This is a genomic window from Janthinobacterium amylolyticum (assembly GCF_051380655.1).
GTDB lineage: Bacteria > Pseudomonadota > Gammaproteobacteria > Burkholderiales > Burkholderiaceae_D > Janthinobacterium.
The window spans coordinates 322,723-346,250 of the sequence record NZ_JBNYXL010000001.1 but is presented as its reverse complement, the minus strand read 5'-3'; the positions used below and the strand labels follow the sequence as shown (position 1 = coordinate 346,250).

28 protein-coding genes are annotated in these 23,528 nt (G+C 64.2%); 21 read left to right on the top strand and 7 right to left on the bottom strand.

Features of this window, described 5'->3' with window-relative positions:
• The first annotated feature begins 78 nt into the window (after positions 1 to 78).
• Positions 79 to 885 carry an oxidoreductase gene (locus ACQ4WR_RS01685; protein WP_436484873.1) on the top strand — a complete coding sequence of 269 codons (807 nt, stop codon included), beginning with the start codon at positions 79 to 81 and terminating at the stop codon, positions 883 to 885.
• A gap of 37 nt (positions 886 to 922) precedes the next feature.
• Entirely contained in the window at positions 923 to 1,924 is a 1,002-nt protein-coding gene (locus ACQ4WR_RS01680; protein WP_436484872.1) for an NADP-dependent oxidoreductase, read from the top strand.
• Positions 1,925 to 1,930: 6 nt separating this feature from the next.
• Here the strand turns inward: ACQ4WR_RS01680 and ACQ4WR_RS01675 are convergent, their stop codons facing one another.
• Both ACQ4WR_RS01675 and ACQ4WR_RS01670 read right to left on the bottom strand, forming a co-directional pair.
• Positions 1,931 to 2,713, bottom strand: coding sequence for a LytR/AlgR family response regulator transcription factor (locus tag ACQ4WR_RS01675; RefSeq protein WP_436484870.1), 783 nt, complete (start codon positions 2,711 to 2,713; stop codon positions 1,931 to 1,933).
• Complete coding sequence (locus ACQ4WR_RS01670; RefSeq protein WP_436484868.1) at positions 2,710 to 3,783, bottom strand: sensor histidine kinase; 1,074 nt, start codon at positions 3,781 to 3,783, stop codon at positions 2,710 to 2,712. The genes ACQ4WR_RS01675 and ACQ4WR_RS01670 overlap by 4 nt, the downstream gene beginning before the upstream one ends.
• 137 nt (positions 3,784 to 3,920) lie before the next feature.
• On the opposite strand from ACQ4WR_RS01670, the gene ACQ4WR_RS01665 reads away from it, so the two are divergent.
• The gene (locus tag ACQ4WR_RS01665; RefSeq protein ID WP_436484867.1) at positions 3,921 to 4,802 is read left to right on the top strand and encodes a DUF2306 domain-containing protein; all 882 of its coding nucleotides are present in this window, start codon (positions 3,921 to 3,923) and stop codon (positions 4,800 to 4,802) included.
• A gap of 36 nt (positions 4,803 to 4,838) precedes the next feature.
• Here ACQ4WR_RS01665 and ACQ4WR_RS01660 read toward each other — a convergent pair whose 3' ends face one another.
• Positions 4,839 to 6,344, bottom strand: coding sequence for an anion permease (locus ACQ4WR_RS01660; RefSeq protein ID WP_102298407.1), 1,506 nt, complete (start codon positions 6,342 to 6,344; stop codon positions 4,839 to 4,841).
• Between the two features lie 258 nt (positions 6,345 to 6,602).
• Here ACQ4WR_RS01660 and ACQ4WR_RS01655 point away from each other — a divergent pair, with 258 nt between their 5' ends.
• From ACQ4WR_RS01655 to ACQ4WR_RS01640, 4 genes are all read left to right on the top strand, one after another.
• Positions 6,603 to 7,727 carry an acyltransferase family protein gene (locus ACQ4WR_RS01655; protein WP_436484866.1) on the top strand — a complete coding sequence of 375 codons (1,125 nt, stop codon included), beginning with the start codon at positions 6,603 to 6,605 and terminating at the stop codon, positions 7,725 to 7,727.
• A 3-nt stretch (positions 7,728 to 7,730) separates the two neighbouring features.
• A complete protein-coding gene (locus tag ACQ4WR_RS01650) occupies positions 7,731 to 7,940 on the top strand; it encodes a cysteine-rich CWC family protein (RefSeq protein WP_436484864.1) in 210 nt (69 codons plus the stop codon).
• Between the two features lie 55 nt (positions 7,941 to 7,995).
• The gene (gene tssA, locus ACQ4WR_RS01645; RefSeq protein WP_436484863.1) at positions 7,996 to 8,793 is read left to right on the top strand and encodes a type VI secretion system protein TssA; all 798 of its coding nucleotides are present in this window, start codon (positions 7,996 to 7,998) and stop codon (positions 8,791 to 8,793) included.
• Positions 8,794 to 9,024: 231 nt separating this feature from the next.
• Entirely contained in the window at positions 9,025 to 9,798 is a 774-nt protein-coding gene (locus ACQ4WR_RS01640) for a ferredoxin--NADP reductase (RefSeq protein ID WP_058051074.1), read from the top strand.
• A 96-nt stretch (positions 9,799 to 9,894) separates the two neighbouring features.
• Here ACQ4WR_RS01640 and ACQ4WR_RS01635 read toward each other — a convergent pair whose 3' ends face one another.
• Entirely contained in the window at positions 9,895 to 11,571 is a 1,677-nt protein-coding gene (locus ACQ4WR_RS01635; protein ID WP_436484861.1) for a phosphoethanolamine transferase, read from the bottom strand.
• A 327-nt stretch (positions 11,572 to 11,898) separates the two neighbouring features.
• Here ACQ4WR_RS01635 and ACQ4WR_RS01630 point away from each other — a divergent pair, with 327 nt between their 5' ends.
• On the top strand, positions 11,899 to 12,489 hold the full coding sequence (locus tag ACQ4WR_RS01630; RefSeq protein ID WP_436484860.1) for a type 1 glutamine amidotransferase family protein: 591 nt from the start codon (positions 11,899 to 11,901) through the stop codon (positions 12,487 to 12,489).
• A gap of 125 nt (positions 12,490 to 12,614) precedes the next feature.
• Here ACQ4WR_RS01630 and ACQ4WR_RS01625 read toward each other — a convergent pair whose 3' ends face one another.
• From ACQ4WR_RS01625 to ACQ4WR_RS01615, 3 genes are all read right to left on the bottom strand, one after another.
• Positions 12,615 to 14,096, bottom strand: coding sequence for a serine hydrolase domain-containing protein (locus ACQ4WR_RS01625; RefSeq protein WP_436484858.1), 1,482 nt, complete (start codon positions 14,094 to 14,096; stop codon positions 12,615 to 12,617).
• Between the two features lie 83 nt (positions 14,097 to 14,179).
• Positions 14,180 to 14,512: an immunity protein Imm33 domain-containing protein gene (locus tag ACQ4WR_RS01620; RefSeq protein WP_102298416.1), complete on the bottom strand. Its 333-nt coding sequence runs from the start codon at positions 14,510 to 14,512 to the stop codon at positions 14,180 to 14,182.
• An 8-nt stretch (positions 14,513 to 14,520) separates the two neighbouring features.
• Positions 14,521 to 14,895 carry a hypothetical protein gene (locus ACQ4WR_RS01615; protein ID WP_436484856.1) on the bottom strand — a complete coding sequence of 125 codons (375 nt, stop codon included), beginning with the start codon at positions 14,893 to 14,895 and terminating at the stop codon, positions 14,521 to 14,523.
• Between the two features lie 338 nt (positions 14,896 to 15,233).
• Between ACQ4WR_RS01615 and ACQ4WR_RS01610 the strand changes: the two genes are divergently transcribed.
• The 13 genes from ACQ4WR_RS01610 (at position 15,234) to ACQ4WR_RS01550 (ending at position 23,481) form a co-directional block, all read left to right on the top strand.
• The gene (locus tag ACQ4WR_RS01610) at positions 15,234 to 15,431 is read left to right on the top strand and encodes a hypothetical protein (protein WP_102298396.1); all 198 of its coding nucleotides are present in this window, start codon (positions 15,234 to 15,236) and stop codon (positions 15,429 to 15,431) included.
• Positions 15,432 to 15,657: 226 nt separating this feature from the next.
• Positions 15,658 to 15,849, top strand: a complete 192-nt coding sequence (locus ACQ4WR_RS01605) for a hypothetical protein (protein ID WP_436484854.1) — start codon at positions 15,658 to 15,660, stop codon at positions 15,847 to 15,849.
• Positions 15,850 to 16,080: 231 nt separating this feature from the next.
• Positions 16,081 to 16,269: a hypothetical protein gene (locus tag ACQ4WR_RS01600; RefSeq protein ID WP_102298393.1), complete on the top strand. Its 189-nt coding sequence runs from the start codon at positions 16,081 to 16,083 to the stop codon at positions 16,267 to 16,269.
• A gap of 138 nt (positions 16,270 to 16,407) precedes the next feature.
• A complete protein-coding gene (locus tag ACQ4WR_RS01595; RefSeq protein ID WP_436484852.1) occupies positions 16,408 to 16,599 on the top strand; it encodes a hypothetical protein in 192 nt (63 codons plus the stop codon).
• 67 nt (positions 16,600 to 16,666) lie between these two features.
• On the top strand, positions 16,667 to 17,680 hold the full coding sequence (locus tag ACQ4WR_RS01590) for an ATP-grasp domain-containing protein (RefSeq protein WP_436484850.1): 1,014 nt from the start codon (positions 16,667 to 16,669) through the stop codon (positions 17,678 to 17,680).
• Positions 17,662 to 18,540, top strand: a complete 879-nt coding sequence (locus tag ACQ4WR_RS01585; protein ID WP_436484849.1) for an SDH family Clp fold serine proteinase — start codon at positions 17,662 to 17,664, stop codon at positions 18,538 to 18,540. Before ACQ4WR_RS01590 ends, ACQ4WR_RS01585 begins: the two co-directional genes overlap by 19 nt.
• Positions 18,534 to 19,094 (top strand): MauE/DoxX family redox-associated membrane protein, encoded by a 561-nt coding sequence (locus ACQ4WR_RS01580; protein ID WP_102298388.1) that lies wholly within the window; start codon positions 18,534 to 18,536, stop codon positions 19,092 to 19,094. The genes ACQ4WR_RS01585 and ACQ4WR_RS01580 overlap by 7 nt, the downstream gene beginning before the upstream one ends.
• Entirely contained in the window at positions 19,094 to 19,648 is a 555-nt protein-coding gene (locus tag ACQ4WR_RS01575) for a thioredoxin domain-containing protein (protein ID WP_436484847.1), read from the top strand. Before ACQ4WR_RS01580 ends, ACQ4WR_RS01575 begins: the two co-directional genes overlap by 1 nt.
• Positions 19,645 to 21,411: an ABC transporter ATP-binding protein gene (locus tag ACQ4WR_RS01570; protein ID WP_436484846.1), complete on the top strand. Its 1,767-nt coding sequence runs from the start codon at positions 19,645 to 19,647 to the stop codon at positions 21,409 to 21,411. The genes ACQ4WR_RS01575 and ACQ4WR_RS01570 overlap by 4 nt, the downstream gene beginning before the upstream one ends.
• 9 nt (positions 21,412 to 21,420) lie before the next feature.
• Complete coding sequence (locus ACQ4WR_RS01565) at positions 21,421 to 21,822, top strand: GFA family protein (RefSeq protein ID WP_436484845.1); 402 nt, start codon at positions 21,421 to 21,423, stop codon at positions 21,820 to 21,822.
• Positions 21,823 to 22,019: 197 nt separating this feature from the next.
• A complete protein-coding gene (locus tag ACQ4WR_RS01560) occupies positions 22,020 to 22,337 on the top strand; it encodes a hypothetical protein (protein WP_436484843.1) in 318 nt (105 codons plus the stop codon).
• A gap of 46 nt (positions 22,338 to 22,383) precedes the next feature.
• Complete coding sequence (locus ACQ4WR_RS01555; RefSeq protein WP_436485376.1) at positions 22,384 to 23,178, top strand: OBAP family protein; 795 nt, start codon at positions 22,384 to 22,386, stop codon at positions 23,176 to 23,178.
• 54 nt (positions 23,179 to 23,232) lie between these two features.
• Positions 23,233 to 23,481 carry a DUF3297 family protein gene (locus ACQ4WR_RS01550; RefSeq protein WP_010398340.1) on the top strand — a complete coding sequence of 83 codons (249 nt, stop codon included), beginning with the start codon at positions 23,233 to 23,235 and terminating at the stop codon, positions 23,479 to 23,481.
• Positions 23,482 to 23,528 lie beyond the last annotated feature (47 nt).

The following is a 23,528-nucleotide window of genomic DNA, read 5'->3' as shown; positions in this document are numbered from 1 at the left end:
TCGCGCCGTGGGCTTTTTTTTGCAGAACAATATGACGACCGTCATATGACAACTTGCCGTCAGGCTCAGGGAACCACCATGAAAAACAAGATTGCTTTGGTCACCGGCGCCTCGTCCGGCATCGGCGCGGCCACCGCGCAGCGCCTGGCGCAGGCCGGCTATACCGTGTACGGCACCAGCCGCGGCGGCGCGCAGGTCCCTGGCCAGGAATACGCCATGCTGGCGCTCGACGTGACCAGCGAGGAATCCGTGGCGGCAGCCGTCGCCACCGTCATCCGGCGCGAGGGCCGCATCGACCTGCTGGTGAATAACGCCGGCTTCGGCGTGGCCCCGGCCGCCGCCGAAGAAAGTTCCATCGCACAAGCACGCGCCATCTTCGAGACGAATTTCTTTGGCGTCGTGCGCATGACTCTGGCCGTGCTGCCGCACATGCGGGCGCAGGGTAGCGGGCGCATCCTCAACATGGGTTCTGTGCTGGGCTTCCTGCCCATGCCTTACGGCGCCCTGTATGCGGCCACCAAGCACGCCATCGAAGGCTATACGGAATCGCTCGACCATGAAGTGCGCGGCTGGGGCATCCGCGCCAGCGTCATCGAACCGGCCTATACCAAGACGGCCTTCGAGGCCAATTTGCTGCAGCCGGACAACCCGCTGCCCGCCTACGAGCCGGTGCGCAGCGCCATCACGCGCCGCCTGCAAGCCATCCTGGCGGGCGCCGAAGGGCCGGGCGCGGTGGCCGATACCGTCCTGCAGGCGGCGCAGGCGGGCCAGCCCAGGCTGCGCTATACGGCCGGTTCACTGGCTTCGCGCCTGCGCCTGATGCGCCGCTTCCTGCCCGCCGCGCTGATGGACGCGGGCTTGCGCAAGGATCTGCGCCTGGCGTGAACGCGGGCATCCCATTCAACCTGACCAAGAGAACAGCATGCACGCTCTGCAACTGAAAAAATACGCCGGCCTCGACCATGTGGCCTTCGCCGAGGTGCCCCGCCCCGCCCTGCAAGCCGATGAGCTGCTGGTGCAGGTGCACGCCGTGGGCCTCAATCCCATCGACAACCTGATACCCAAGGGCGACTTCAAGCCCATCTTGAAAATGCGCCTGCCCGCCACCTTGGGCAGCGACCTGGCCGGCGTGGTGGTGGAAGTCGGCAGCGCCGTCACGCGCTTCAAGGTGGGCGACGCCGTGTATGCGAGCATTTTTGACACGCCACACGGCAGCCTGGCCGACTTTGCCGCCGTACCCGAGCATGCGGCCGCCCTGAAACCGGCCACGCTCGATTTCGTGCAGGCCGCATCGGTTCCCATGGTCGGCCTGACTGCCTGGCAAGCCCTGCACGAACGCATGCAGCTCAAGCGGGGCCAGAAGATTTTCATCCCGGCCGGATCCGGCGGCATTGGCACCTTTGCCATCCAGCTGGCGAAACACCTGGGCGCCCACGTGGCGACCACCACCAGCACGGCCAACGTGGAGCTGGTGCGCGGCCTGGGCGCGGACGAGGTGATTGACTACAAGCGGCAGCAATTTGAAGAGGTGCTGCACGGCTACGACGCGGTGCTGGGCACCGTGCGCGGCGATGGACTGGAAAAAGCCTTGAACATCGTCCAGCCCGGCAGCAACGTCGTCTCGCTGATCGGCCCGCCCGACGCCGCCTTCGCCCGCGCGCGCGGCATGAACGTGGTGCTGAAACTGGTATTTGGCTTACTTAGCCGCAAGATCATCGGCCTGGCGAAACGGCGCGGCGCCCGCTATGCCTTCCACTTCGTGCGGCCCGACGGTGGCCAGCTGGCGCAGCTCGCCGCCCTGCTCGACGCGGGCAGCATCCATCCCGTCATCGACAGGGTCTTCCCGTTTGCCGAGGCGAAAGGCGCCCTCGCCTATCTGGCGCGAGGCCGCGCACGCGGCAAGGTGGTGGTGCGCCTGCGCTAAAGGCCCTTACATCTGCCGGAAATGGTGCAGATAGCTGCGGCTGACGGGCAAGGTGTCGGCGCTGCCGCGCAAGTGCAGCTCCGCCGTTTCGTTGATGCCGCGCGTCACCACGCTGACATACGCGAGGTTGACGATGACGGAACGGTGGGTCTGCACGAAACGGGCCGGGTCCAGCTCTTCGCCCAGTTCCTTGATGCTCTTGCGTATCAGCGCCTCGCCCTCGTCCCAGGCCACCAGGGTGTATTTTTCTTCGGCCCGCAGGTAGCGCACCTGCTCGACGGGTATCAGGCGCACGCTGCTGCCGACGGAAGCCTTGATCCACTGCAGCCATGCGGGCGGCGCCGCGCGCTGGCCCAGCCTGCTGGCCAGCTGCTCCAGCACGTGGTCCAGCCCGTCCTCCAGCCCCTGGCCTGGCCGCAGCGGAGCGGCCAGCTGGCGCTGCAGGCGCTGCACCGTGTCTGCCAGGCGCGCGGGGTCGACGGGCTTCACCAGGTAATCGATGGCGCCCTGCTCGAACGCCTGCAGCGCGTACTGGTCATATGCGGTGACAAACACCAGCTGCGCGCGGCGGGCCAGCGCGCGCGCCGTGGCGATGCCATTGATGCCCGGCATGCGGATGTCGAGAAAGACGATATCCGGTTGATGCAGTTCAAACAGTTCCAGCGCTTCGGCGCCATTGCGCGCGTCGCCGATGACCGTGAGCGCCGGCCACAGGGCGGCCAGGTGGCTGCGCAGGCGCTCGCGCAGCAGCGGTTCGTCGTCGGCGATCAGGGCGGAAGCTGGTTTCAAGCGGTGTCTCCTGTAAATGTGAAATGCAGTTCGGCGCGCACGCCATGCGGCGCCAGCGCGTGCAGTTCGAGGCGGGCGCCGGCGCCATACACGGCCAGCAGCCGGCTGCGCACGTTTTGCAGGCCCGTGCCCGGCTGCGCCGTCTCCGCCATGCCCACGCCAGTATCGGCGACCCACACGCACATGCTGCCGCTGGCGGCGTCCAGCTTGCCACCGACCTCGATACGTCCGCCATCGACGCCCGGGTCGATGCCGTGGCGCACGGCGTTTTCCACCAGGGTCAGCAGCGCCATCGGTGGAAAGCGCACGCTGGCCGAATGCGCAATGGCTGCCACGTCGAACTGCAGGCGGTCGGGCATGCGCATGTGCATCAGTTCCAGGTAGGCGCGCACCAGCTGCAACTCCTGCGCCAGGGTGGCGGCTTCATCGCTCAAGCGCGGCATGGCGGCGCGCAGATAGGCGATCAGCTGGCGCAGCACCGGGCCCGCATTGGGTGAGCCGGACGCCACCAGCGCCTCGACATTGGCCAGCGTATTGAAGAGGAAATGCGGCTCGATCTGCGCCTGCAGCAGGCGCAGGCGGGCATCGAGCAGCTGGCGCTCCAGGGTGTTCTGGGCCAGCTCGGTCTGCAGGCGGTCGGCCCGCTCGCGCTCGCGCCGTTCGCTGCGCATGGCCAGCAGGGAAAACAGCAGGCCAAAGATAATGGCCAGCACGACCATGATGACGTGGCCGATGATGTCGGCCGTTTTCGCCATCGGCGTGGCGTACTGGCCGGGGCGCGTCGCCAGCAGGAGCACCAGGGAGGCCAGCGGAGCCGTCAGCACCACGGCGGCCACCCGCGCCGTGGACAGGGACAGCCAGCGCGGCCGCAAGGCGCCGGCCGCCGAATAGGCCAGCAGCAAGGCCGCGCCCAGGAAGCCGATGCGGCCGAACACCGCCGGGTACGCCGTGCCGCTGAACAGATGCAGCAGCCACGACAGCAGCAAGGTAAACGCCGTCACGATCAGTGCCTGCCGCGCGGTGGGCAGGATGGCGGGCAAGCGGCGGACGGTGGCGGGCGTGGATGGCATGGCGCCACGATACCCGTGATACGTCCGCCGTTCAAGCCCTGAAAACCGCTGTTCGTCGCACGCGCGCGCGCCATGCCGCCACTGGCCGGCCGCCGCTGGCTATCTTGACGGCTGATCAACACCGTCAGGAGAAAGCCATGCCATCCGCAACTTCAGCAACTTCAGCCACACCAGCTACGCCGGCCTCACCCGCCCCAACGGCCCGACGCCGCGCCGCGCCGACGCCATGGGCCGCCACGGCGCTGGCCGCGGCCGCCCGCTTCTGGTTCCTCGCCACCGTCACCGGCCAGCTGTTCTTTGCCGCCTACATCGTCGCCCTGTATGGCGGCGCGGCCGCGCGCGGCGATTTGCCGGGCTGGAACGCCGTTATGTCGCATGGCCATGTGGCCGGCGATGGCGCTGGCAACGTCGCCACCGGCATCCACTTGCTGCTGGCGGCCAGCCTCATGCTGGGCGGCGCGCTGCAGCTGCTGCCGCAGGTGCGCCGCCACCTGCCCCGCCTGCACCGCTGGAACGGGCGAGTTTACCTGGCCGGCGCCGTGCTGGCTGCCCTGTCCGGCCTGATCATGCTGTGGTGGCGCGGCGCCGTGGGTGATGTGACGCAACATGTGGGGACCAGCCTGAATGCCGTGCTGGTGCTGGTGTTCGCGGGCATGGCCTTGCGGAAGGTGCTGCAGGGCGACATCGCGGCGCACCGGCGCTGGGCGCTGCGCCTGTTCCTGGCCGTCAGCGGCGTGTGGTTCTTTCGCGTGGGACTGATGTTCTGGCTGGCCTTGAATGGCGGCCCGGCGGGTTTCGATCCCGACACGTTCACGGGACCGGCCCTGAGCTTGCTGGCCTTTGCCCAGTATCTGCTGCCGCTCGCCGTGCTGGAGGGATATCTGCGCTGCCGCGACGGCGCTGCAGGCGCGGCAGCGCGCTGGACCATGGCGGCAGTGCTGTCGCTGATGACCGTGGCGATGAGCGTGGGCATTGCGGTTGCCATCGTCGGCATGTGGCTGCCGCGCATGCACGGCTGAGCCGAAACCGGCCAGCCGGCTGCGCACGCGCCCGCTCTACCAGTAGCCGAGCAGCTTCCACCAGGTGGTGCCGACGACGGCAAAGATCAGCAGTTCCACCACGCACATGATGAAGCCGACCCGCCACCAGTTGCCCATCGTCACGAAACCGCTGCCGAAGATGATGGGCGACGTGCCCGTGGCGTAATGCGTCAGGGTCATCATGATGGCCGAGCCGGCCGTCATCATCAGCATGAACGGCACGTGGTACTGGCCGGGGATCAGGTGCAGGCCCACGGTCAGGAAGGCCAGCAGCATGGCGCTGATGTGGGCCGTGGTGCTGGCGAAGAAGTAATGCGAAAAGACGAACACCAGCACCAGGACGCCGGCGATCGGCAGCCAGTCCATGCCGCTGGCGATGATCGCCCCCTTCATGCCGGCCGAAAACCAGGCGATCACGCCCGTCTTGTTCAGCTGCTCGGCCATCATCACCAGGGCGCCGAACCACACCAGGGTATCCCAGGCGCTCTTTTCCGACAGCACGTCGTCCCAGCTGATGGTGCCCGTGATGATCAGGATAAACAGGCCGACAAAGGCCACCACCGTCGCATCGAGCGAGAATGCGGGACCGAACAGCATGGCGGGCACGTTGGCCCACAGTACCAGCAGCAAGCCAAACGTGCCCAGCATGACTTTTTCCGCAGGCGACAGCGGCCCCATGCTGTTCAATTCGGCCTTCGCGTAGGTGACGGCGTCCGGCGTGGCCTTCAGTTCCGGCGGCGACAGCCAGTAGATGATCAGGGGCATCACCAGCAAACACACGAGGCCAGGCAGCAGCATGCACAGTGCCCAGGTCGTCCAGCTCAGGTGAAAACTCTGGCCGCTGGCCTTGGCGACGAAATCGACGACCAGCGGGTTTGGCGCCGTGGCCGTCAGGAACATGGCCGAGGTGATGGGGTTGGCGTGGTAGTTGACGAGGGCCAGGTAGGTGCCGACCTTCTTTTCCGTGCCCTTGGCCGGATCCGAATCGAAGGCGTTGGCGATGGATTTCATGATCGGGTGGACAATGCCACCGCCGCGCGCCGTGTTACTTGGCGTAAAGGGCGCCAGCACCAGTTCGCAAATGGCCAGGCCATAGCCGATGCCCATGGTGCGCTTGCCCAGCAGCGAAATGAACAGCAGGCCGATGCGGCTGCCCAGTCCCGTCTTCTTGAGGCCGCGCGAAATCAGGATCGCCACGACGATCAGCCAGATCAGCGGGTTGGCAAAGCTGCTGAGCGCATCCGTGATGGCGCCCTTGGACGAGGTCGACGTCACCTGCGACAGCGAGACGATGACGATGGCCATCATGGCCATCACGCCGATCGGCATGACCTTTAAAATAATCGCCAGGATGGTGGTGAGGAAAATCGCCACCAGGCCCCAGGCCTTTGGCGTCAAGCCTTCCGGTGCCGGCAAGAGCAGCATGCCGACCAGCATGACCGTGCAAATGATGGCCGGCACGAGCCGGAAGGGAACGGCTTCCTTGAAATGCAGGAACATGTCGCGCACTGTTTTATACATCGTTGTTACCTTTCACTGTGGGCCGGGCATCGTGGCAAGCGGCATGGTGCGCGCAGAATCCTGGGCTGGTGCGCGCTCAACACGCGCGTTCAAAGATGACAGATGCCCAACAATTCTGTTCGGCAATATCATACACGCAAGACTTGCCCGCCCCCGCTCCGTTGCGCCGCCCTGTGCCAACTATCTGCAAAATTGTTGACGCGTACGCGACAAGTGTCGCACAATTGCCCCGTTAGTCACCAAGCATCAGGATCTAGATTGAATACGAGGAACCGCCACATCGACGCCCTGCGCGGCGCCGCCATCCTGTGCGTGCTGGTACTGCACTTTGCACTGGCTTACGGCTTGAAAAACAGCCCGCTCGGCATTCTGCCGGGCTGGCTAATACAAGCTGCCTACCAGGGCAATTACGGCGTCACCATGTTTTTCGTCATTTCCGGCTATTTGATCACCTCGACCTCGCTGCACCGCTGGGGCGAGCTGGCGCGCATCGACCTGGCGGCGTTTTATCTCTACCGCATCGCCCGCCTGCTGCCCGCGCTGCTGCTGGCCCTGTCCATCATCGTGCTGCTAGGCGCGCTCGACGTACCCTTCTTTGCCAATTCGGACGGCGGCAAGGATTTGCCCGCCAGCTATTTCATCATCGCCATCGCTTCCGTGCTGACCTTCTGGCATAACCTGCTGATGCAGAGCGCCGGCTATTTCAATTACTGCCTGAACGTGTACTGGTCGCTATCCGTCGAGGAAATGTTTTATCTGCTGCTGCCCTTGTGCTGCCGCGTCTTGCGCCAGCGCCACTGGATCATGCTGCTGTGCGGCGCCGCCATCGTTGCCGGCCCCATCTACCGCAGCCTGCACGCGGGGAACGAGATTTACTTCATGTATGGCTATCTCGCCTGTTTCGACGCCATCGCCATCGGCTGCTTGACAGCGCTGCTGGCGCAAAACGTGCGCCTTGGCGCGCGCAGCGCCTGGTGGCTGCGCCTGCTGTCAAGCCTAGCCCTGGCGCTACTGTACGTGCGCGGCATCGACGGCCATGAAATCTTCGGCTTTACGTGGATCGCCGTGGCCAGCGCCGCATTCCTCACCGGCAGCATGGTTGCCGCGCCGGCCCGCCAGCGGCGGCCAGGTCCGCTGCAATGGCTGGGCCGCCACAGCTACGAGCTGTACCTGTTCCATATCATCGTGCTGGCCGGCATGCGCAACGTGGTGGACAAAGCGGGACTCGCTTACGCTGAACGCCTGCCTTGGCTGGCGCTTTTCCTCGCCGCGACGGCCCTGGCGGCGGCGCTGGTGGCCCGCCATGTCACCGGACCGGCGAATGCCGCTATCCGCCAGCGCTTCCGGCCCGCTGTCACGGCAACGCCATCCTGCGTACAATAAGCGATGTCTGCAAGCACCAATACCCTGCCCGTTGCCGCGCACCACTGCCCCCAGTGCGGCGGCCTGAACGGCTGCGCGCCTGCGCAAGCTGGCAGTTTCAACACGCCCTGCTGGTGCCAGGCGCAGCCGATCGATGCGGCGGCGCGCGCCCGCGTGCCCGTTGCACTGCGTGGCCAGGCCTGCATCTGCCAGCGCTGCGGCACAAAAACTTAGCGCTTGGGCTTGCAGTAGTGGCAAACTATGGTTTTTAACACTTCAGCACACCACCATGACTCCAGCGCAAGCAGCGCGTGCCGACGCCTATTTCCAGGCGCAATGCGGCCTTTCCTTCCAGCAGCTCATCGCGCCCATCGATGCCAGCGCGCCAGCCGGTCACTCGCTGCGCCACACGCCCGTGTACGCTGCGATCGCGCAGGCGCGCCAGCACGACGACGCCAGCTTGCCGATGGGCGGCTGGGAAAGTGATCTCAAGCGCGCGGACTGGCCACGCGTCGCCAGTTTGGCAGCGCAGGCGCTTGCGCATAACAGCAAGGATTTGCAGTTGGCGGCCTGGCTGCTGCAAGCGCAACTGGAGCGCACGGGCTTCGACGCCCTCGCGCCTGGCCTGGAACTGATGCGGCAACTGTGCACGCACTACTGGGACACGCTGCACCCAGTCTTGCCGGACGGCGACGTGGAACAGCGGGCCAATATCTTCCGCTGGATGAATGAAAAGTTGCTGCCGAGCATACGGCTGCTGTCGCTAACGCAGGGCGGGCGCACGGGCGACTTCAGCTGGGCCGACTGGGAACAGGCAAGGCACAAGCAAGCACTGAAGGCGGCCGCCGGCGCGCAGGAAGGTCCGGACACGGCGCAATTCCTGGCAGTGCTGCGCGGTACGCCGGCGCCTTTTCACCATGCCTTGCAGGACAGCATCGACGCCGCCCTCGCCAGACTGCAGGCACTGGACGCCAGCCTGGCGCAATGCTTCGGCACGGAGGCACACAGCCTGCAGACGCTAAGCGCGCTCTTGCACGGGATACAAGCGTTGCTGGCCGCTGAACTGCGCGCCCGCAGTGCCGCCTGAAAGTGAGCCAGGTCAAGAGAGCGCGTGCTGCCCGCGTGTTTCATGGCCAATTTCAGCCCGATCTTGCCATTCGCACTATAATGTCGGCACCGCGTGCGGCAGCATTGGCGGCGATAGACGGTAACAATTTCGTGTAGGGGCCGGTACAATAGCGTCTGGACCTACGCAGGGTTTCACTTTTGCCAGCAGTTGCCAGCAACTAACCATTTTTTTGACCAGACTACAAACACTATGAGTTCGATGAATGAAGAGCGCGTATTAAGCGTGCACCACTGGACGGATACCCTGTTCTCCTTTACCACCACGCGCGACCCGTCGCTGCGTTTCTCGAATGGCCACTTCACCATGATCGGCCTGCGCGTCGATGGCAAGCCTTTGCTGCGTGCCTACAGTATCGCCAGCGCCAATTACGAAGACCATCTGGAATTTTTCAGCATCAAGGTGCCGGGCGGCCCATTGACGTCGCGTTTGCAGCACTTGCAAGTGGGCGACACCGTCATCGTCGGCCGCAAGCCGACGGGCACCCTGGTGTCCGACTACCTGCTGCCAGGCAAGCGCCTGTACATGCTGTCGACGGGCACGGGCCTGGCGCCTTTCCTCAGCATCGTGCGCGATCCGGACATCTACGAGCGTTTCGACCAGCTGATCCTCGTGCACGGCGTGCGCCAGGTCGATGAGCTGGCCTACCACGACTTGCTGGAAGAGCACTTGCCGAAGCACGAATTCCTCGGCGAGATGGTCAGCGACAAGCTGCGCTACTACCCGACCGTGACGCGCGAAGATTTCCGCAACATGGGCCGCATCACGGAACTGATCGAGAACGGCAAGCTGGCCGAGGACCTGGGCGTGCCAGCGCTGAACCCGGCGGAAGACCGCGTGATGATCTGCGGCAGCTCGGAGATGCTGCGCGACCTGAAAGAAATGCTGGAAGCGCGCGGCTTCAAGGAAGGCAATACCTCCACGCCAGGCGACTTTGTTGTCGAGCGCGCGTTCGCCGAGAAGTAATCGGCAGCCGTTCAGCGGCACCTCCATGGGCCCGGCCCGCCGCGCGTTGCGGCGGCGCCGGGCCTTTTGCATTGTGGCGCCAGATGCGGCGTGCCGTCAGCGCGCGACACCGTGCGTGCCGGCGGCCAGCGGTGGCAGCGTGCCCGGCTGGTAGCGCACGCCATTCATGTAGCGCTGCACGGGAATGAAAGTGCTGCTGAGGATATCGTCGTGCGCAGCGTAATAGCGCGTCTCGATCTTCAGCAGGCCCAGCACGGTGGCGTCGAGCTTGTCCGTCTGGTACGGCCGGCTTTCCAGCGCGGCGCGCGCGGCCGGCGATGGCGGCATGGGCTGGTTGTTCCAGAGCAGCATGGGGATTTCATAGCCGCTCTTGTCGGACGCCGAATGTCCCGCGTGATTGCGGCTGTAGCCCACTTCCTGACCATGGTCGGAAACAAACAGCAGCGAGGCGGGACGGTCTGACTTGGCCTTTTCCGCCATGTCGATCAGGCTGCCCAGCACGTAGTCGCCATAGCGGATGGCGTTGTCGTACTCGTCGCGCTGCCTGCGTATCCACGCTGAGCGGCCCTGGCTGGCCATCTGCGCGCTGACGCCATCGTGCTTGTTGTCGAAGTAGGAAAAACGGCTGGGGTAGCGCATGTCATAGCTGGGATGGGCGCCCAGCAGATGCACGACGATCAGCTTTTTCGGCGCCGCATCAGTCAGCGCCTGTGCAAACGGCTGGAACAGGTTGGCATCAAAATTGTTTTCGCCGCGCCCCGTGCCGTAATTGATGAAGTCGCTTTCATCCGCCTCGCCCGCCAGCATGCCGATCCAGCCATCGTTGCGCGTCTGGTTCGAAACCCAGAAGGTCTTGTAGCCGGCCGCCTCGGCCAGCATCAGCAGGTTCGGCTTGGCCATCCACGCATCCGGATTGTCCAGGTCGGCTGGCGTCAGCATCGTCATCATCGATTCCACCGTGCTCGCTGCGGGCGAAATCACGTCATTGAAGACCAGCAGCCTGGAGCGCATGGCATCGAGCTGCGGCGTGGTCGCGCGCGGATAGCCATACAGCGACATCGAGGCGCGGTTCGTGCTCTCGCCGATGACCAGGATGACGGTGCGCGCGTCTTCGCCCGCATAGCGCACATCCCAGTCGCGCGGCGCGGCCATGGCCGCCGTCAGCGCCTGCTGCATCGTTTGCATGGCGTCAAGTTGCTGGGCGTACTGCTGGTAGCGCAGCGGCCAGAACAGGGCCGGATTTTCGCGGCGCATGGTGGTATTCACGTGCAGCGCCACGAGGAACACGGCCAGGCTCACGGCAATGCCCTTCTGCACCCGTCCCGGCACGGCGGCGCTGGCGCTCAAGCGCACGGCCAGGCGGCGCTGCAGATGGCGGTCGGCCAGCAGCACGGCCACCGTCACCAGCACGAACCAGGCGGCCGCCTGCACCAGATCGACGCGGTTATGCAGGAAAAACTCGGCCGTCTCGGTTTGATCTGTCGCAAACATGGCCTGTAAAACCGCATTCGGATTCGGACGCATGCCAAAATAGCTGCGCAAGAAGCCTTTGACGGCCGCATCGAGGTAAAACAGCGGCACCACGCAACGCACCAGCACGGTGATGGCGCTGGCACGCACGCGCCAGGCATGCAGCACGCCGCCTATGCCCAGCAGGAACGCCGCCAGCAAGGCACCCAGCTTGAGGCATTCATTGGCGCTGATCTGATCGGAAAGGAAGAACACCAGCAGGCCGGCAACGCTCAGCAGGACACGGCAGAACAGAATACGCATGGAGGCAAGAATAGTCAGTGTGGAAGGGAAACAGCGTGGCCTGGTCCGTCTGCACGGGTCAGCGATTGTAGCGTAGTCCATTGCAAGTTGTACCATCATTTTGCGGCGGCAAGGCAGCGCCGGGCAGGCGCACGCCCATCCAGAGGAGCATGCCTTCTGCATCGCGCAAGCAAGCCGTGCCGGTGCCCCCGCGTGCCCATTGCCGGCAAGCTCCCGCTGACGGCAGGCGCTCCTGACAGAAACTGTCAGTGCCCACGCGTATGCTGGCGCCACACGCGGGCAAGGCTGCCCCTACCATCACCATGACAAGCTGAGACAGGACACACAATGACAAGCGCCATCACCATCCTTACCGATAACTTCGCCGACTGGGAAACCGCCCTGCTCAACTCGACGGCGCGTTTGTACTACGGCTTTTATACCCGGTTCGCCACGCCGGGCGGCCAGCCCGTGACCTCGTCCGGCGGCATGCTGGTCACGCCGCAACTGGCGCTGGAAGATATTTCGCTCGATGAACTCGACTTGCTGATGGTCTGCGGCGGCAGCAGCTGGCAAAGCGGCAAGGCGCCTGACCTGACTGCCCTGCTGCGCGCCGCGCAGGCCAAAAACATCGTGCTGGCCGGCATTTGCGACGGCACCCGCGTGCTGGCGCAGGCAGGCGTACTCGACAACGTGCGCCACACCTCCAACTCGGCCGCGAATCTGCTGGAAACAGGCTATGCGGGCGCAGCCCTGTATCAGGACGTGCCGTGGGCCGTGGCCGACCAGCGTATCATCACGGCACCCGGCACGGCGCCCGTCAGCTTCACGGCCGAAGTCCTGCGCGCGCTGGGCATCGCCGACGATAACCTGGCCGGCTACCTGGCCATGCATGGCGCCGAACACGGCCAGGCAAACCGCGCGCACCTGGCCGCCTGAACCGGCGCCATGGCGTGCGGAAATAGCAGGCGACAGGCGGTGTCGCCGGAAAATGTTGTATCAGACTGCATCGTTATCTCGACCATGCCTACCCTGCCGCTGGTATGCTTTGACCAGACTCGACATCATTCCAGGCCTTTCAAGCGCGCTACGGCATGCCCGTTGCCCGGGTCCAGTTCCAGCGACCGGCGGTAATGCGTGATGGCCAGCCCCGTGGCGCCGTCCGCCTCATAGGCTTCGGCCAGGCTGTCGTGGCCATTCGCGCTGGCGGGAAACAACTGCACGGCCAGCTGCAGCACGGCGATGGCCTGTTTCGGCTGCTGGCGCGCCAGCAGGCGGTAGCCCCAGGCATTCAAGTCGTTTTCGGCCGGGTCGGGCAGCGCATGCTGGCGGCGGATGGCCGCCAGCTGTCCGCCCAGTCCATCGAAGCCGGCCTGGGCCGTATTCTGGCGCAGCAATTGCGTGGCGCGCGCAGCGCCGCCCTGTTGGCGCAAGGCAGGTAGATAGAAACCGGCCACGGTATCGATCAGCTGCTCGGGCTGGCCGCCGGCCAGGTTACTCAGGATAATGATGGCCAGGCCATCGTCGGGATACACATAAAAGGCGGAACGCCCGCCGCCGATGCCGGCCACGGTGCGGTGGCCATCGCGGCGGATGGTGGGCCAGCCCAGCGCCCACGGCGCCGGCTTGCCGTCATTCACGGTGGTCGGCTGCCACAGGCGCTGCAGGCTGGCGGACGACAGCAGGTGACCGGCCTGCAGCGCGATAAGCCAGTTGGCCAGCTCGCCCACATTGCTGTTGATGCCGGCCCCGGCCCGCATGAACGGTGGAAAATCCTCGAGCACGTTGCGGTAGCCCTGGCCGCCGCTGCCCAGCACATACGAACTGGCCTTGTTCACGACCACGTCCTTTGCATCGCCGAAACCGCTGCGCGGCATGCCGGCCACGTCGAACTGGCCGCGCTGGACGAAGGCCGTGTAGGGCACGCCGCCCTGCTTCTCGATCAATTGCGCCAGCAACACATAATTCGTCTGGTTATAGCGGTAGCGCTGGCCCGGCGCCGCTTCCACCGGCAGCGCCTGCACGGCTGTCCAGGCGGCAGCGTGGTTGTCGGGCTGCGGGCCGACCAGCTGGCCCGTGGCCTGGTCCAGCACATCGGGCAAACCGGACGTATGGTTAAGCAGCTGAGTCACCGTCACCGCTTGCCAGGTCGCGGGCAAGCCTGGCAGATAGCGGGAGACCGGCGCGGCCAGGTCGACCTTGCCATGCTGCACCAGCTGCATCACGGCCACGCCCGTAAATGCCTTGGTGGCCGAATTGATGGAAAACAGGCTCGCATCCGTTACCGGCACGTCGTACTGCACGCTGGCCAGGCCAAAATTGCGCGCCAGGATGATTTTTCCATGCTGGATCACCGCCAGTTGCAAACCCGGAATCTGGCGTTCCTGCATTTCGCTGCGCACGAAGGCCGCGATGTCTTCCTCCGTCTGCTGCATTTGCGCAGTCTGGACCACGTCGGCGGGCAGCGGCGTGGCTGCCATGGCGCCGGGGGCAAAGGCGGCGGCAAGCGCCACGGCGAGCAAGGTCGAGGATAATCGCGTGTTCAAGGTGCCGCTTTCGGCAGACAAAATGACGGATAGCTTCCCATGCCAGCCACGCCAGGTCAACGACAATCTTGCCGGTCAGGAAACTACTGTTCCAGCCACACATCCTCGTAGCCTTGCCGGTCGAGTATGAACTTGGCGCCGCTGGGCAAGGCCAGGTAGTCGAGCACTTGCGGCAGCATTTCCTGCAGGTGGGTGGCATGCAGGGCTTGATAAAAATCCAGTGCCTCGCTGTGTTCACCGCAATGGATGAACCAGCTGATGGTGCCGTTTTCCGGCAATGCGATGCGCGTGCCGTAGATCGGTGACTGCTCCAGGCTGCCGATGGCCAGGGCCACCATGGGTTCCGGCGGCTGGGCGGGCAACTGGTATTTGTCGCAGATGCGTTGCTGCTCGTGGGTGATCAGTGTGTCATTCATCAATTTATTCAGGAACCGATATATTTGTAATGTAGTTGCAAAGCGCCATCGTGGCCCGCCATTTCCAGGTGCAGGATGGCTTCGCCCGGCTTGCCATCGGCCAGCAGCTGGCATTCGAGGCCCAAGGTGCCGCCACTGGTGGCATACACGTCAACCGCGGGCCGGCCGCTCTTGCCCGGTACGAAGGCCTGCGCCAGCGGCGCCAGGGACAAGGCCTGGTGCGCCGTGAAATAACTGTCCAGCATGTCGGCGATCTCGCCGGCTACCGCCGCCGGGATGGCCCAGTCGCGTTGCAGCGCAACAGGATCGCGCTGGTCCAGCGTCGCGGCGAACGCCGCAGCCAGCGCATGCGCCTCGCGCCGCTGGCTGTCGGTCACTTCCATTGCCATCCTTCGCCTCCTCGAGCGTCATCAGGCCCCATTATAGTGCGGGCGTCCGCAAACCCGCCATTCCATTGCCTGATAATCGCCCGGCGCGCACCGCGATAGTGCAGCGCAATAATATGCCGACTTTGGAATCTTTAAATGGCGCAATTAAAATTTATTGAATACCAATAACATCAAGGTAATGCGTGATATTTGGTGAGTATTCGCCATATATATGACACCGCGCACGCCACAATTTCAAGTTGACGCATATTTATTCCAGCGCTAATATTGAATGGCCATACACCATGGCATACAGCGCAAGCAGTACTTAACCATCACAAGAGGATAGTACAATGCAAAAACAGAAACAACCCAAATTGTTCGCGTTCAAACTGGCTGAAAAACAGGTGGAAAAGCAGGCATTGCCGCCCAAGCCATGGAAGGTGCGCGACGGCATCGCCGTTGCCGGTTGCAGCGAATTCATGATCGGCAGCGGAAACTTCCGCTACGAATCGCGCCTCCAGCCGAATGACAGCGGCCAGTATTGCTGATCACGGCAGCGCGGCATAAGCTCGCCGCTGGCGCGGTTATATTCAGCGCCCATGTGATTCCCTAATGATTCCCTGATGATTCCGTATTGATGCCATCTGCATGGCGTGCGCCGCGTTGCCTTCCTGCGGCTTGCCCGCTCGGCAATGCCCGGCGCGCATACGCCAAATTGATTGCACTATCAGTTGGCAACCATGCGGCATGTCACCTTCACACGAGGACACTACAATGCAAAAACAAAGCACACCCACCCTGTTCGCCTTCAAGCTGGCCGATAAACAGCCCGCAGCGCCGGCAGCGGCACCCACGCAATGGCAGGTGCGCGACGGCGTCGCCATGGCCGGCTGCAGCGAAGTCGAGCGTTTCCAGTACCGCTACACCTCCACGCTCAATTCCCGCGACACCGGCCAATTCTGCTGATCGCAGCATCGTCCTTCGCCCCGTCCACGGCGGGGTGATATTTATATTCCGATATAAATGCCGTGCGCCGATAATGGCGCGGCTTTTCCCTGCCCGGAGTATTAATATCTCGGGCCTGTTAAATATATTTCATTCACAGGTTGACTCGGTATTTTTTTGAACTTAATATTTAAAAGCCGAATCACCGGCAATGAGTAAAGCGGTACTTAACCATTACAAGAGGATAGTACAATGCAAAATCAAACCAAATTGTTCGCTTTTAAACTGGCTGAAAAAGAAGTTAAAAAAGAAGTCAAGCAGCCATGGCAGGTGCGCGACAGCGTCGCCACGGCCGGCTGCACGTATTACGGCAATCCTGAAGATTACAATCTGCGCGACAGCTCGCGCCTGAAGCCAAACGATACCGGCATCTATTGCTGATCCTCGCCGCGCCATCAATCCCGCCCTGCGCGGGGTTTTCCCACATTCCCGCCCAGTCAATCCGGCGCCAATTGCGGCACAGCTTTCCTGTGCGCGCTCTGACCCGCGCCATGCCATCCATCACAAGAGGATAGAAACATGCAGAAACAGAATCAAACAAAATTGTTCGCATTCAAGCTGGCGGAAAAAAAGGAACAGGAAAAACCTGTCCTGCCTGCGCCGTGGAAAGTACGTGACGGTGTCGCCGTGGCCGGCTGCACGGCGGTCGACAGCGAAGAGCAATACCGCTATTCGCGTGTCGGTTCGAGTGACGGCGGAGATTTCTGCTGATACGTGCACCCGCTGAAAGCCTTGCCACGGCAGGGCTTTTTTATTGTCTTTCGCTGCAGGGTTCTGAATGCGTAAAAAGATTTTGATTATCAGCCACAGCGGCGATCTGCATGCCGACCTGGTCACTGCCATCCTGGCGGAGCGGGACCATGCCCCTTTCCGTATCAACCTCGATGCCTTTCCCCGCGATTACCAGCTGAGCCAGACGGTTCAGGCTGGCCAGGCCAGCGCGCGCGTGCGCCGGCTGCCTGAGGGTGACTGGCTGGACTTGCGGCAAGTGGGCGCCGTGTGGCTGCGCAAACCCGCCGAATATGCGTACGCCAGCGCCGACCTGACGGCGCAGGAACGCGCGTATGCGCAGCTGGAAACGCAGCAAGCCATTTTCAGCATGCTGTATGCGCTCGATTGCTACTGGCTCAGCCATCCCTTGGCCCTGCGCGGCGCGCAATGGAAAGGCGAACAGCTGGCGCGCGCGGCGCGCATGGGCTTTCGCGTGCCCGCCAGCGTGATCACCAACGTGCCCGACGATGTGCGCGCCCTGCGCGCCGCCGTTGGCGGCCCCATCATTTTCAAGGCCATGTCCACGCCCACCCTGGCCGCCGAAGCCGTGGAAGGCGATGAACGGGTCAGCCGCGGCATCGGCACGACCCTGGTCGATGACGCCATGCTGGACAGCCTGGAAGCCGTCAGCGAACTGAGTTGCCAGTTCCAGGAATACATCGCCAAGCAATACGAACTGCGCATCACCGTGATCGGCAAGCGCCTGTTCGCCGCCCGCCTGTATTCGCAGGACGATGCCCGCACGGCCGTCGATTCGCGCGACATGTCGGCCCCCATCCGCTACGAAGCGTGTATCTTGCCGGACGCGATACAGCAGCGCTGCCTCGACTTCGTGCACAGCTATGGCCTCGAATACGGCGCGCTGGACCTGATCGTCACGCCCGATGGCGAATATGTTTTCCTGGAGAACAATCCGGTCGGCCAGTTCCTGTATGTCCAGCAACTGGTCCCCACCCTGCCCCTGCTGGAAAGCGTGGCCGATACCCTGATCGAAGGAGCGCTATGCCACAGCCAGACCTGAGCCTGCTTCCCCTGCAATTGCGCAAACTGGAGCAGGAGCGCGACAGCCGCGCCATCGTGCTGGCCGCGTCGCACCTGGACATGGAATTGCTGCCAGCCCTGTATGAATTGTGCCAGGGCATCGGCCCGGTGCCCCGGCTCGACGTGGTGCTGCACGGACGCGGCGGCATCGTCAACGCGGCGCGCCGCATCGCCCTGCTGCTGCGCCAGCATGCGCGCCACTTGAGCTTTATCGTGCCTTTCCACTGCGAGTCGGCCGCCACTTTGCTGGCCCTCAGTGCTGACGAGATCATCGCCGGCGACCTGGCCCTGTTTTCGCCCATCGACCCGCAGCTCGATGGCGCCGACGGCGGCTCCCTGTCCAGCCTGGACATCAAGCGCTTCGGCGACATGGCCCAGCAATGGTTCGGCGTCGATGCCAGCGAAGCGCGCCAGCAATCGCTGTCCCTGTTATGCGGCAGCATCTTCCCGCCCTCGCTGACGGCCTTCTACCGCAGCACCCTGGAACTGGCGCAGATCGGCGAGGAATTGCTGGCCTGGCAATTGCCGCAGGCGACACCCGAGGCGCGGCGCGCCATCGTCGGGCAGCTGGCCGGCGGCTACCACTCGCACAACTATGCGCTGACACGCGAAGAGCTGGCCAGCCTGGGCTTGAACATGACGCGCGATGCGCATGCCGAGCGCGTGGGCTGGGCCATCTCGACGCAGCTGCAAGCGAGCATAGGCGGCGCGCTGCGCAGTGCGCCTGACGAGCCATGGAATGACGCGCTGCTCGCTTCGCGCGATGGCGTGCAGCTGCGCCGCCAGCGCCCGGGCGGCTTCGCGCCACTGTGGAGCATGGAAGCGCGGCCCGCATGCTGACGCCATTTCCCGATGCATCCATGGGCCCTTCCCTGGCCGTGTTGCTGTCGCATACGGCGCGCTATGTCATCGCCTTGCTGCTGCTGGCGGCCAGCGTGGGCAAGCTGCGCAGCTATGCGGACTTTCGCGGCAACCTGGCCACCTCGTTCGGCCTGGCGCCTGGCATCGCCACACTTGCCGCGCCAGCTTTGGTAGCGGCCGAATTGTTGCTGGCCGGCTGGCTGCTGGCCGGGCCGCTGCTGCCGGGAAGCGCGTACCTGCCCATGCTGCTGTCGCTGCTGCTGCTGGGCACACTCACGGGCGTGCTGTGCTATCGCTACTTCACGCAGAGCGTGGTGCGCTGCAGCTGCTTTGGCGAAGCGGCGCGGCCCGTCTCGCACTACGACCTGCTGCGCAATGTGCTGGTGGTGGGCATCAATCTCGGCTACTTCGCGCTGGCCCGGGAGGCGGTCTTGCCTGCCTCCACGGCCTTGCTGGCCGCGGGCCTGGCATCCATCGTCTGCGTGGCCACCATTTCCCTGCACGATATCGCCACCCTGGCAAAGGCGCACTGATGGATGCCACGACTTTACAGTGCGTGCTGGCGGCGCTGGCATTTGCCATCGCCGGCAATGTGTGGCTGAGCCTGGCCGTGCTGCGCGCCAGCCGCCGCGAACGGCTGCCCGCCGCCGTCCTCGTGCCGGGCGAGACCTTGCCCGCCGTGCAGGCCCGCCCGCTGGCGGGGGGCGCACGCTTCCAGCCCGCTGCGCCTGGCCAGCCTGCCGTACTGCTGTTCCTGGCCAGCCGCTGCCCCAAATGCCAGGAAAAGCTGGCCGGCATCGAGCAGCTGCTGCCGTTGGCGCGCGGCGCAGGACTGCAGCTGTGGCTGCTCAGCGAAGAGCCGGCCCGCCGCCTGCGCGCCTTTTTGCCCGCCAACGCGCTGCGGGCGGCCACGGCGCGCCTGGCCCTGCGCGACTACCGCAAGCTCAATCCCACCATGAGCTCCCCTTCCTATCTGTTCGTCAATCACGAGGGCATCGTCGAAGCTGCCGGCCTGATCGGCGACGAAAACTGGCTGGCCCTCGTCGACCAGCTGCACGCCGACATTGCCGAGGAACGCGCCGCATGAACATCATCGCCCCCCACCTGGAACGCCTGCGCCTGTTGTACCCCGTGCGCTGGCGCATCGCCGCCGGTCTGCTGTGCATGCTCCTGACGGTGGCCGCGCAGCTGGGTTTTCCGCAAGTCATCGCGTATTTCATCGACAACGTGGCCGCCGTGACGCAGCGCGGCATCACGCCGGGCATGCTGGCCGCCATGCTGGCCTTCAGCCTGCTATATGCGCTGGCCTCGTCCGCGCGTTTCTATCTGCTGCAGTCGGGCGGCCACATGATCGTCATGAGCGTGCGGCGCCGGCTGTTCGACGTGGTGATCAACCAGCCCATCGCCTTTTTTGACAAGCACCATGGGGGTGAACTCAACAGCCGGCTGACGTCCGACGTCTCGGCCCTGCATGAAAGCCTGACCATCGGCGCGGCCAATGCCTTGCGCTCGCTGTGCGTGTTCGTCGGCGGCATCGCCATGCTGCTGCATTTGTCACCCATGCTGAGTTTGCCCCTGGCCCTGTTCATCCCCATCAGCCTGTATCTTGGCAAGTTGACAGGTAGTAATTATCGCCAGCGCTCGCGCGCCATTTCCGCCAGCCTGGCGGCCAGCGGCAAGGTGGCGCAGGAATATTTTGCCCACGCGCGCCTGGTGCAGGCCTTCAACCAGCAAGGCGGCGCCATGGCCCGCTATGCGCAGGCCATGCGGCAACTGCTGGGCGTGTCGCTGGCCGGCACGCGGCTGCTGGCCGTGTTCCAGGGCGCGCAAGGCATGCTGGCCTTCGTCGCCCTGCTGACGACCTTATGTTTCGGCGGCCACCTGATCGGCCAGGGACGTTTGACGGTGGGCGAGCTGACGGCCTTCGTCATCTATGCCAGCATGGTGACTGACACGGCCGGATCGATCAGTGAATTCTGGAATACCTGGATGCGCACCATGGGTTCGACCGACCGCATCTTCGAGATCCTGCGCAGCCACCGGCACGTGCCCGAAGCGGCGCCGCAGCCGCCGCTGGCAGGCCATATCGTGCTGCGCGACGTGCGCTTTTCCTACCCTGAACGGACGCAGGCGACGGCCCTTGACGGCGTCAGCCTGGCCATCCGCGCGGGCGAAAAAATCGCCCTGGTGGGCGCGTCCGGCGCGGGCAAGTCCACCATCGCCAGCCTGGTGCTCGGCCACTACCAGCCGGCGGCAGGCAATCTGCTGTTCGACGGCATCGACGCGCGCACCCTGGGCGTGGCGCAGCTGCGGCGCCAGATGGCCGTGGTGGAACAGGAGCCGGCGCTGTTTTCCGGCAGCATCGCCGACAATATCGGCTTTGCCGTGCCGGACCGCAGCGTGACGCCCGACGAGATGGTGGCGGCGGCGCGCCTGGCGCATGCCCACGATTTCATCACGGCCTTTCCCGATGGCTACGAAACCCTGGTGGGCGAACGGGGCGTGCAGTTATCCGGCGGCCAGAAGCAGCGCATCGCGATTGCCCGCGCCATCCTGCGCGCGCCGAAGATCCTCATCCTCGATGAAGCCACCAGCGCGCTCGACGCCGCCAGCGAACAGCTGGTACAGCAAGCGCTCGACACCTTGATGCAAGGCCGCACCACCATCATCATCGCCCACCGCTTTTCCACCATCGTCAAGGCGGACCGCGTCATCGTCATGGAAGACGGCAAGATTTGCCAGCAAGGCACGCACGCCGAACTGCTGCGCGCGGGCGGCCAGTATGCGCGGCTGATGCAGCAGCAGCTGGCGCAATTCCAGCAGTTGCATGAGAGTACGGCCACGCTGTAAAGTAGGCAGATGAAAAAAACCTGCCATGGCAGTTGCCACTGCGGCGCCGTACGCTTCACGGCCGAGATCGACCTGGCCGCGCCCAGCCTGCGCTGCAACTGCTCGTTCTGCCTGAAAGTGCGCTGCTGGGCCAGCCTGGTGCCGCCTGCGGATTTCCGCCTGCTGGCCGGCGCGGCGGACCTGGGCGAATACCGCTTCGGCGCCCGCCGCGAAAGCCACTATTTTTGCCGCCACTGCGGCGTGCGACCGTTCGGCCGCGGTGATTCGCCGCGCAGCGGGCCGTTTGTCGGCATCAGCGTCAGCTGCCTCGACGATGTATCTGCCGCCGAGCTGGCGCAGCTACCCGTCACCTTTGTCGATGGCCGGCACGACGCGTGGGATGCGCCGCCGCAGGAATGCCGGCATTTATAAAAGTGAAAACGAGAAATGGTTTATTGCCACCACGGAGTTTTCCTACGTGGCGACAAGAAGTGTCCCTATGGCTAAGCCCGAGGCAGACGGCGAGAATGGCCTCAACGGTGCAAGACAGCGCCGGATGACAGGCAGGAGCGTCCGTGTTGCCCTCCAGTACGCGGATGTTGACGCATACAACCATAGAGGAAACGACCATGACTTCGAACAGCAATGACAAATCAGGCACCCAATCGGACAAACAGCAATCGGGCAGCCAGCAGTCGGACAAGCAATCGGGAGGCCGTCAATCGTCGGGCGGCACCCAGGGCGGCACGCACGAGCAGCACGTTGAAGCGGGCCGTCAAAGCCACAAGAATGACGGCGACAAGCAGTCGGGCTCGCAGCAATCGGGCCAGGGCCGCAGTGGCAGCGGCAGCGACCAGTCGGGCTCCGGCTCGGGCACGCGCGGCGGCACGCATGAGCAGCACGTGGAAGCGGGACGTCAAAGCCACAAGAATGACGACAAATCCTGATGCCGCCACCTGCTGACGGCTGACGGGTGAAAACAGGGTGGCCATCATGAAGCCGCTGGCCATCCTGGCTTGTCTGGCCCTTTGTCTGGCCCTTGCCGCCTGCGGTGCCAGGAATACGGCATCGAACGTGGACGCGCCCGGCGCATCTGCCGGGGTGTCCACGCGCGTGCTGGAAGCGGGCGCCGATGCGCTGCAAGCGAAGCCGCCCATCGCGGCGCTGAATGCGTACCTGGACGGCTTTCATTTTTACAACGGCAATCTGCGGGGCCAGATGGAGGCGCACCACTATTGCGCTATTCTCAATGCGGAGCTGATCCAGTGCGTGATCTACGATGGCAATGTCAAGGATGCCAAGCTGATGGGCGTGGAATACATCGTCAGCGCCAGGCAGTACCAGAGCTTGCCGGCGGCGGAAAAATCCCTGTGGCACAGCCATGTGCATGAAGTCAGATCAGGCCAGCTGATCGCGCCCGGCATTCCCGCCGTGGCGGAAAAGGCGCTGATGCAAAAGCTCATCGGCACCTACGGCAAGACCTGGCACACCTGGCATACTGACTTGCACAAGACCCTGCCGCTGGGCGTGCCGCAACTGATGATGGGCTTTACGGCCGATGGCCAGGCCGATGCCGCCATGGTGGCCGCGCGCGACCGGCATTTCCAGGTCGATTCCGCCGAGAAACGCCGCCAGCGGGCCGATATTCCCACGCCCGCCATCGTGCCCGGCGCCGATGCGTGGCAGCATGGCACGGTGATCCAGCTGGCCGACCCGACGGGAATGCGGCATGGCGCGCCAGCATCCACGGACACTGCCACGCCCGCCACATCGCGGCCTGCCCGATAGCGAGGACGCGAAAGGCCGTTGTCTGGATCGGCATTCTGGGCGATAATTACGCCCATGAACGATACCACCACCTTACCCCCATTGCCCGATCGCCTGTCGATCGACCCGAGCAGCCCTTACCACGTTGCAGCCGTGTTCGAAAACGACGTCGGCATCCGTTTCAACGACAAGGAACGCCTTGACGTGGAAGAATATTGCATCAGCGAACGCTGGATCAAGGTTGCTTCCACCAAGTCGCTGGACCGCCGCGGCCGTCCTTTGCAAATCAAGTTGAAAGGCAAGGTCGAAGCGTTCTACCGCTAAGCACCGCTTGCCGCCAGTTCCATCGAGGCCGATTTTATCGGCCTTTT

Coding starts and splice junctions, on each gene's coding strand:
- ACQ4WR_RS01615 (WP_436484856.1), bottom strand. CDS start 14,895: ATGGAAGTGACCGACAGCCAGCGGCGCGAGGCGCATGCGCTGGCTGCG.
- ACQ4WR_RS01575 (WP_436484847.1), top strand. CDS start 19,094: ATGGATGCCACGACTTTACAGTGCGTGCTGGCGGCGCTGGCATTTGCC.
- ACQ4WR_RS01580 (WP_102298388.1), top strand. CDS start 18,534: ATGCTGACGCCATTTCCCGATGCATCCATGGGCCCTTCCCTGGCCGTG.
- ACQ4WR_RS01685 (WP_436484873.1), top strand. CDS start 79: ATGAAAAACAAGATTGCTTTGGTCACCGGCGCCTCGTCCGGCATCGGC.
- ACQ4WR_RS01550 (WP_010398340.1), top strand. CDS start 23,233: ATGAACGATACCACCACCTTACCCCCATTGCCCGATCGCCTGTCGATC.
- ACQ4WR_RS01650 (WP_436484864.1), top strand. CDS start 7,731: ATGTCTGCAAGCACCAATACCCTGCCCGTTGCCGCGCACCACTGCCCC.
- ACQ4WR_RS01590 (WP_436484850.1), top strand. CDS start 16,667: ATGCGTAAAAAGATTTTGATTATCAGCCACAGCGGCGATCTGCATGCC.
- ACQ4WR_RS01565 (WP_436484845.1), top strand. CDS start 21,421: ATGAAAAAAACCTGCCATGGCAGTTGCCACTGCGGCGCCGTACGCTTC.
- ACQ4WR_RS01600 (WP_102298393.1), top strand. CDS start 16,081: ATGCAAAATCAAACCAAATTGTTCGCTTTTAAACTGGCTGAAAAAGAA.
- ACQ4WR_RS01630 (WP_436484860.1), top strand. CDS start 11,899: ATGACAAGCGCCATCACCATCCTTACCGATAACTTCGCCGACTGGGAA.
- ACQ4WR_RS01665 (WP_436484867.1), top strand. CDS start 3,921: ATGCCATCCGCAACTTCAGCAACTTCAGCCACACCAGCTACGCCGGCC.
- ACQ4WR_RS01570 (WP_436484846.1), top strand. CDS start 19,645: ATGAACATCATCGCCCCCCACCTGGAACGCCTGCGCCTGTTGTACCCC.
- ACQ4WR_RS01560 (WP_436484843.1), top strand. CDS start 22,020: ATGACTTCGAACAGCAATGACAAATCAGGCACCCAATCGGACAAACAG.
- ACQ4WR_RS01635 (WP_436484861.1), bottom strand. CDS start 11,571: ATGCGTATTCTGTTCTGCCGTGTCCTGCTGAGCGTTGCCGGCCTGCTG.
- ACQ4WR_RS01670 (WP_436484868.1), bottom strand. CDS start 3,783: ATGCCATCCACGCCCGCCACCGTCCGCCGCTTGCCCGCCATCCTGCCC.
- tssA (WP_436484863.1), top strand. CDS start 7,996: ATGACTCCAGCGCAAGCAGCGCGTGCCGACGCCTATTTCCAGGCGCAA.
- ACQ4WR_RS01660 (WP_102298407.1), bottom strand. CDS start 6,344: ATGTATAAAACAGTGCGCGACATGTTCCTGCATTTCAAGGAAGCCGTT.
- ACQ4WR_RS01680 (WP_436484872.1), top strand. CDS start 923: ATGCACGCTCTGCAACTGAAAAAATACGCCGGCCTCGACCATGTGGCC.
- ACQ4WR_RS01620 (WP_102298416.1), bottom strand. CDS start 14,512: ATGAATGACACACTGATCACCCACGAGCAGCAACGCATCTGCGACAAA.
- ACQ4WR_RS01585 (WP_436484849.1), top strand. CDS start 17,662: ATGCCACAGCCAGACCTGAGCCTGCTTCCCCTGCAATTGCGCAAACTG.
- ACQ4WR_RS01610 (WP_102298396.1), top strand. CDS start 15,234: ATGCAAAAACAGAAACAACCCAAATTGTTCGCGTTCAAACTGGCTGAA.
- ACQ4WR_RS01555 (WP_436485376.1), top strand. CDS start 22,384: ATGAAGCCGCTGGCCATCCTGGCTTGTCTGGCCCTTTGTCTGGCCCTT.
- ACQ4WR_RS01595 (WP_436484852.1), top strand. CDS start 16,408: ATGCAGAAACAGAATCAAACAAAATTGTTCGCATTCAAGCTGGCGGAA.
- ACQ4WR_RS01640 (WP_058051074.1), top strand. CDS start 9,025: ATGAGTTCGATGAATGAAGAGCGCGTATTAAGCGTGCACCACTGGACG.
- ACQ4WR_RS01605 (WP_436484854.1), top strand. CDS start 15,658: ATGCAAAAACAAAGCACACCCACCCTGTTCGCCTTCAAGCTGGCCGAT.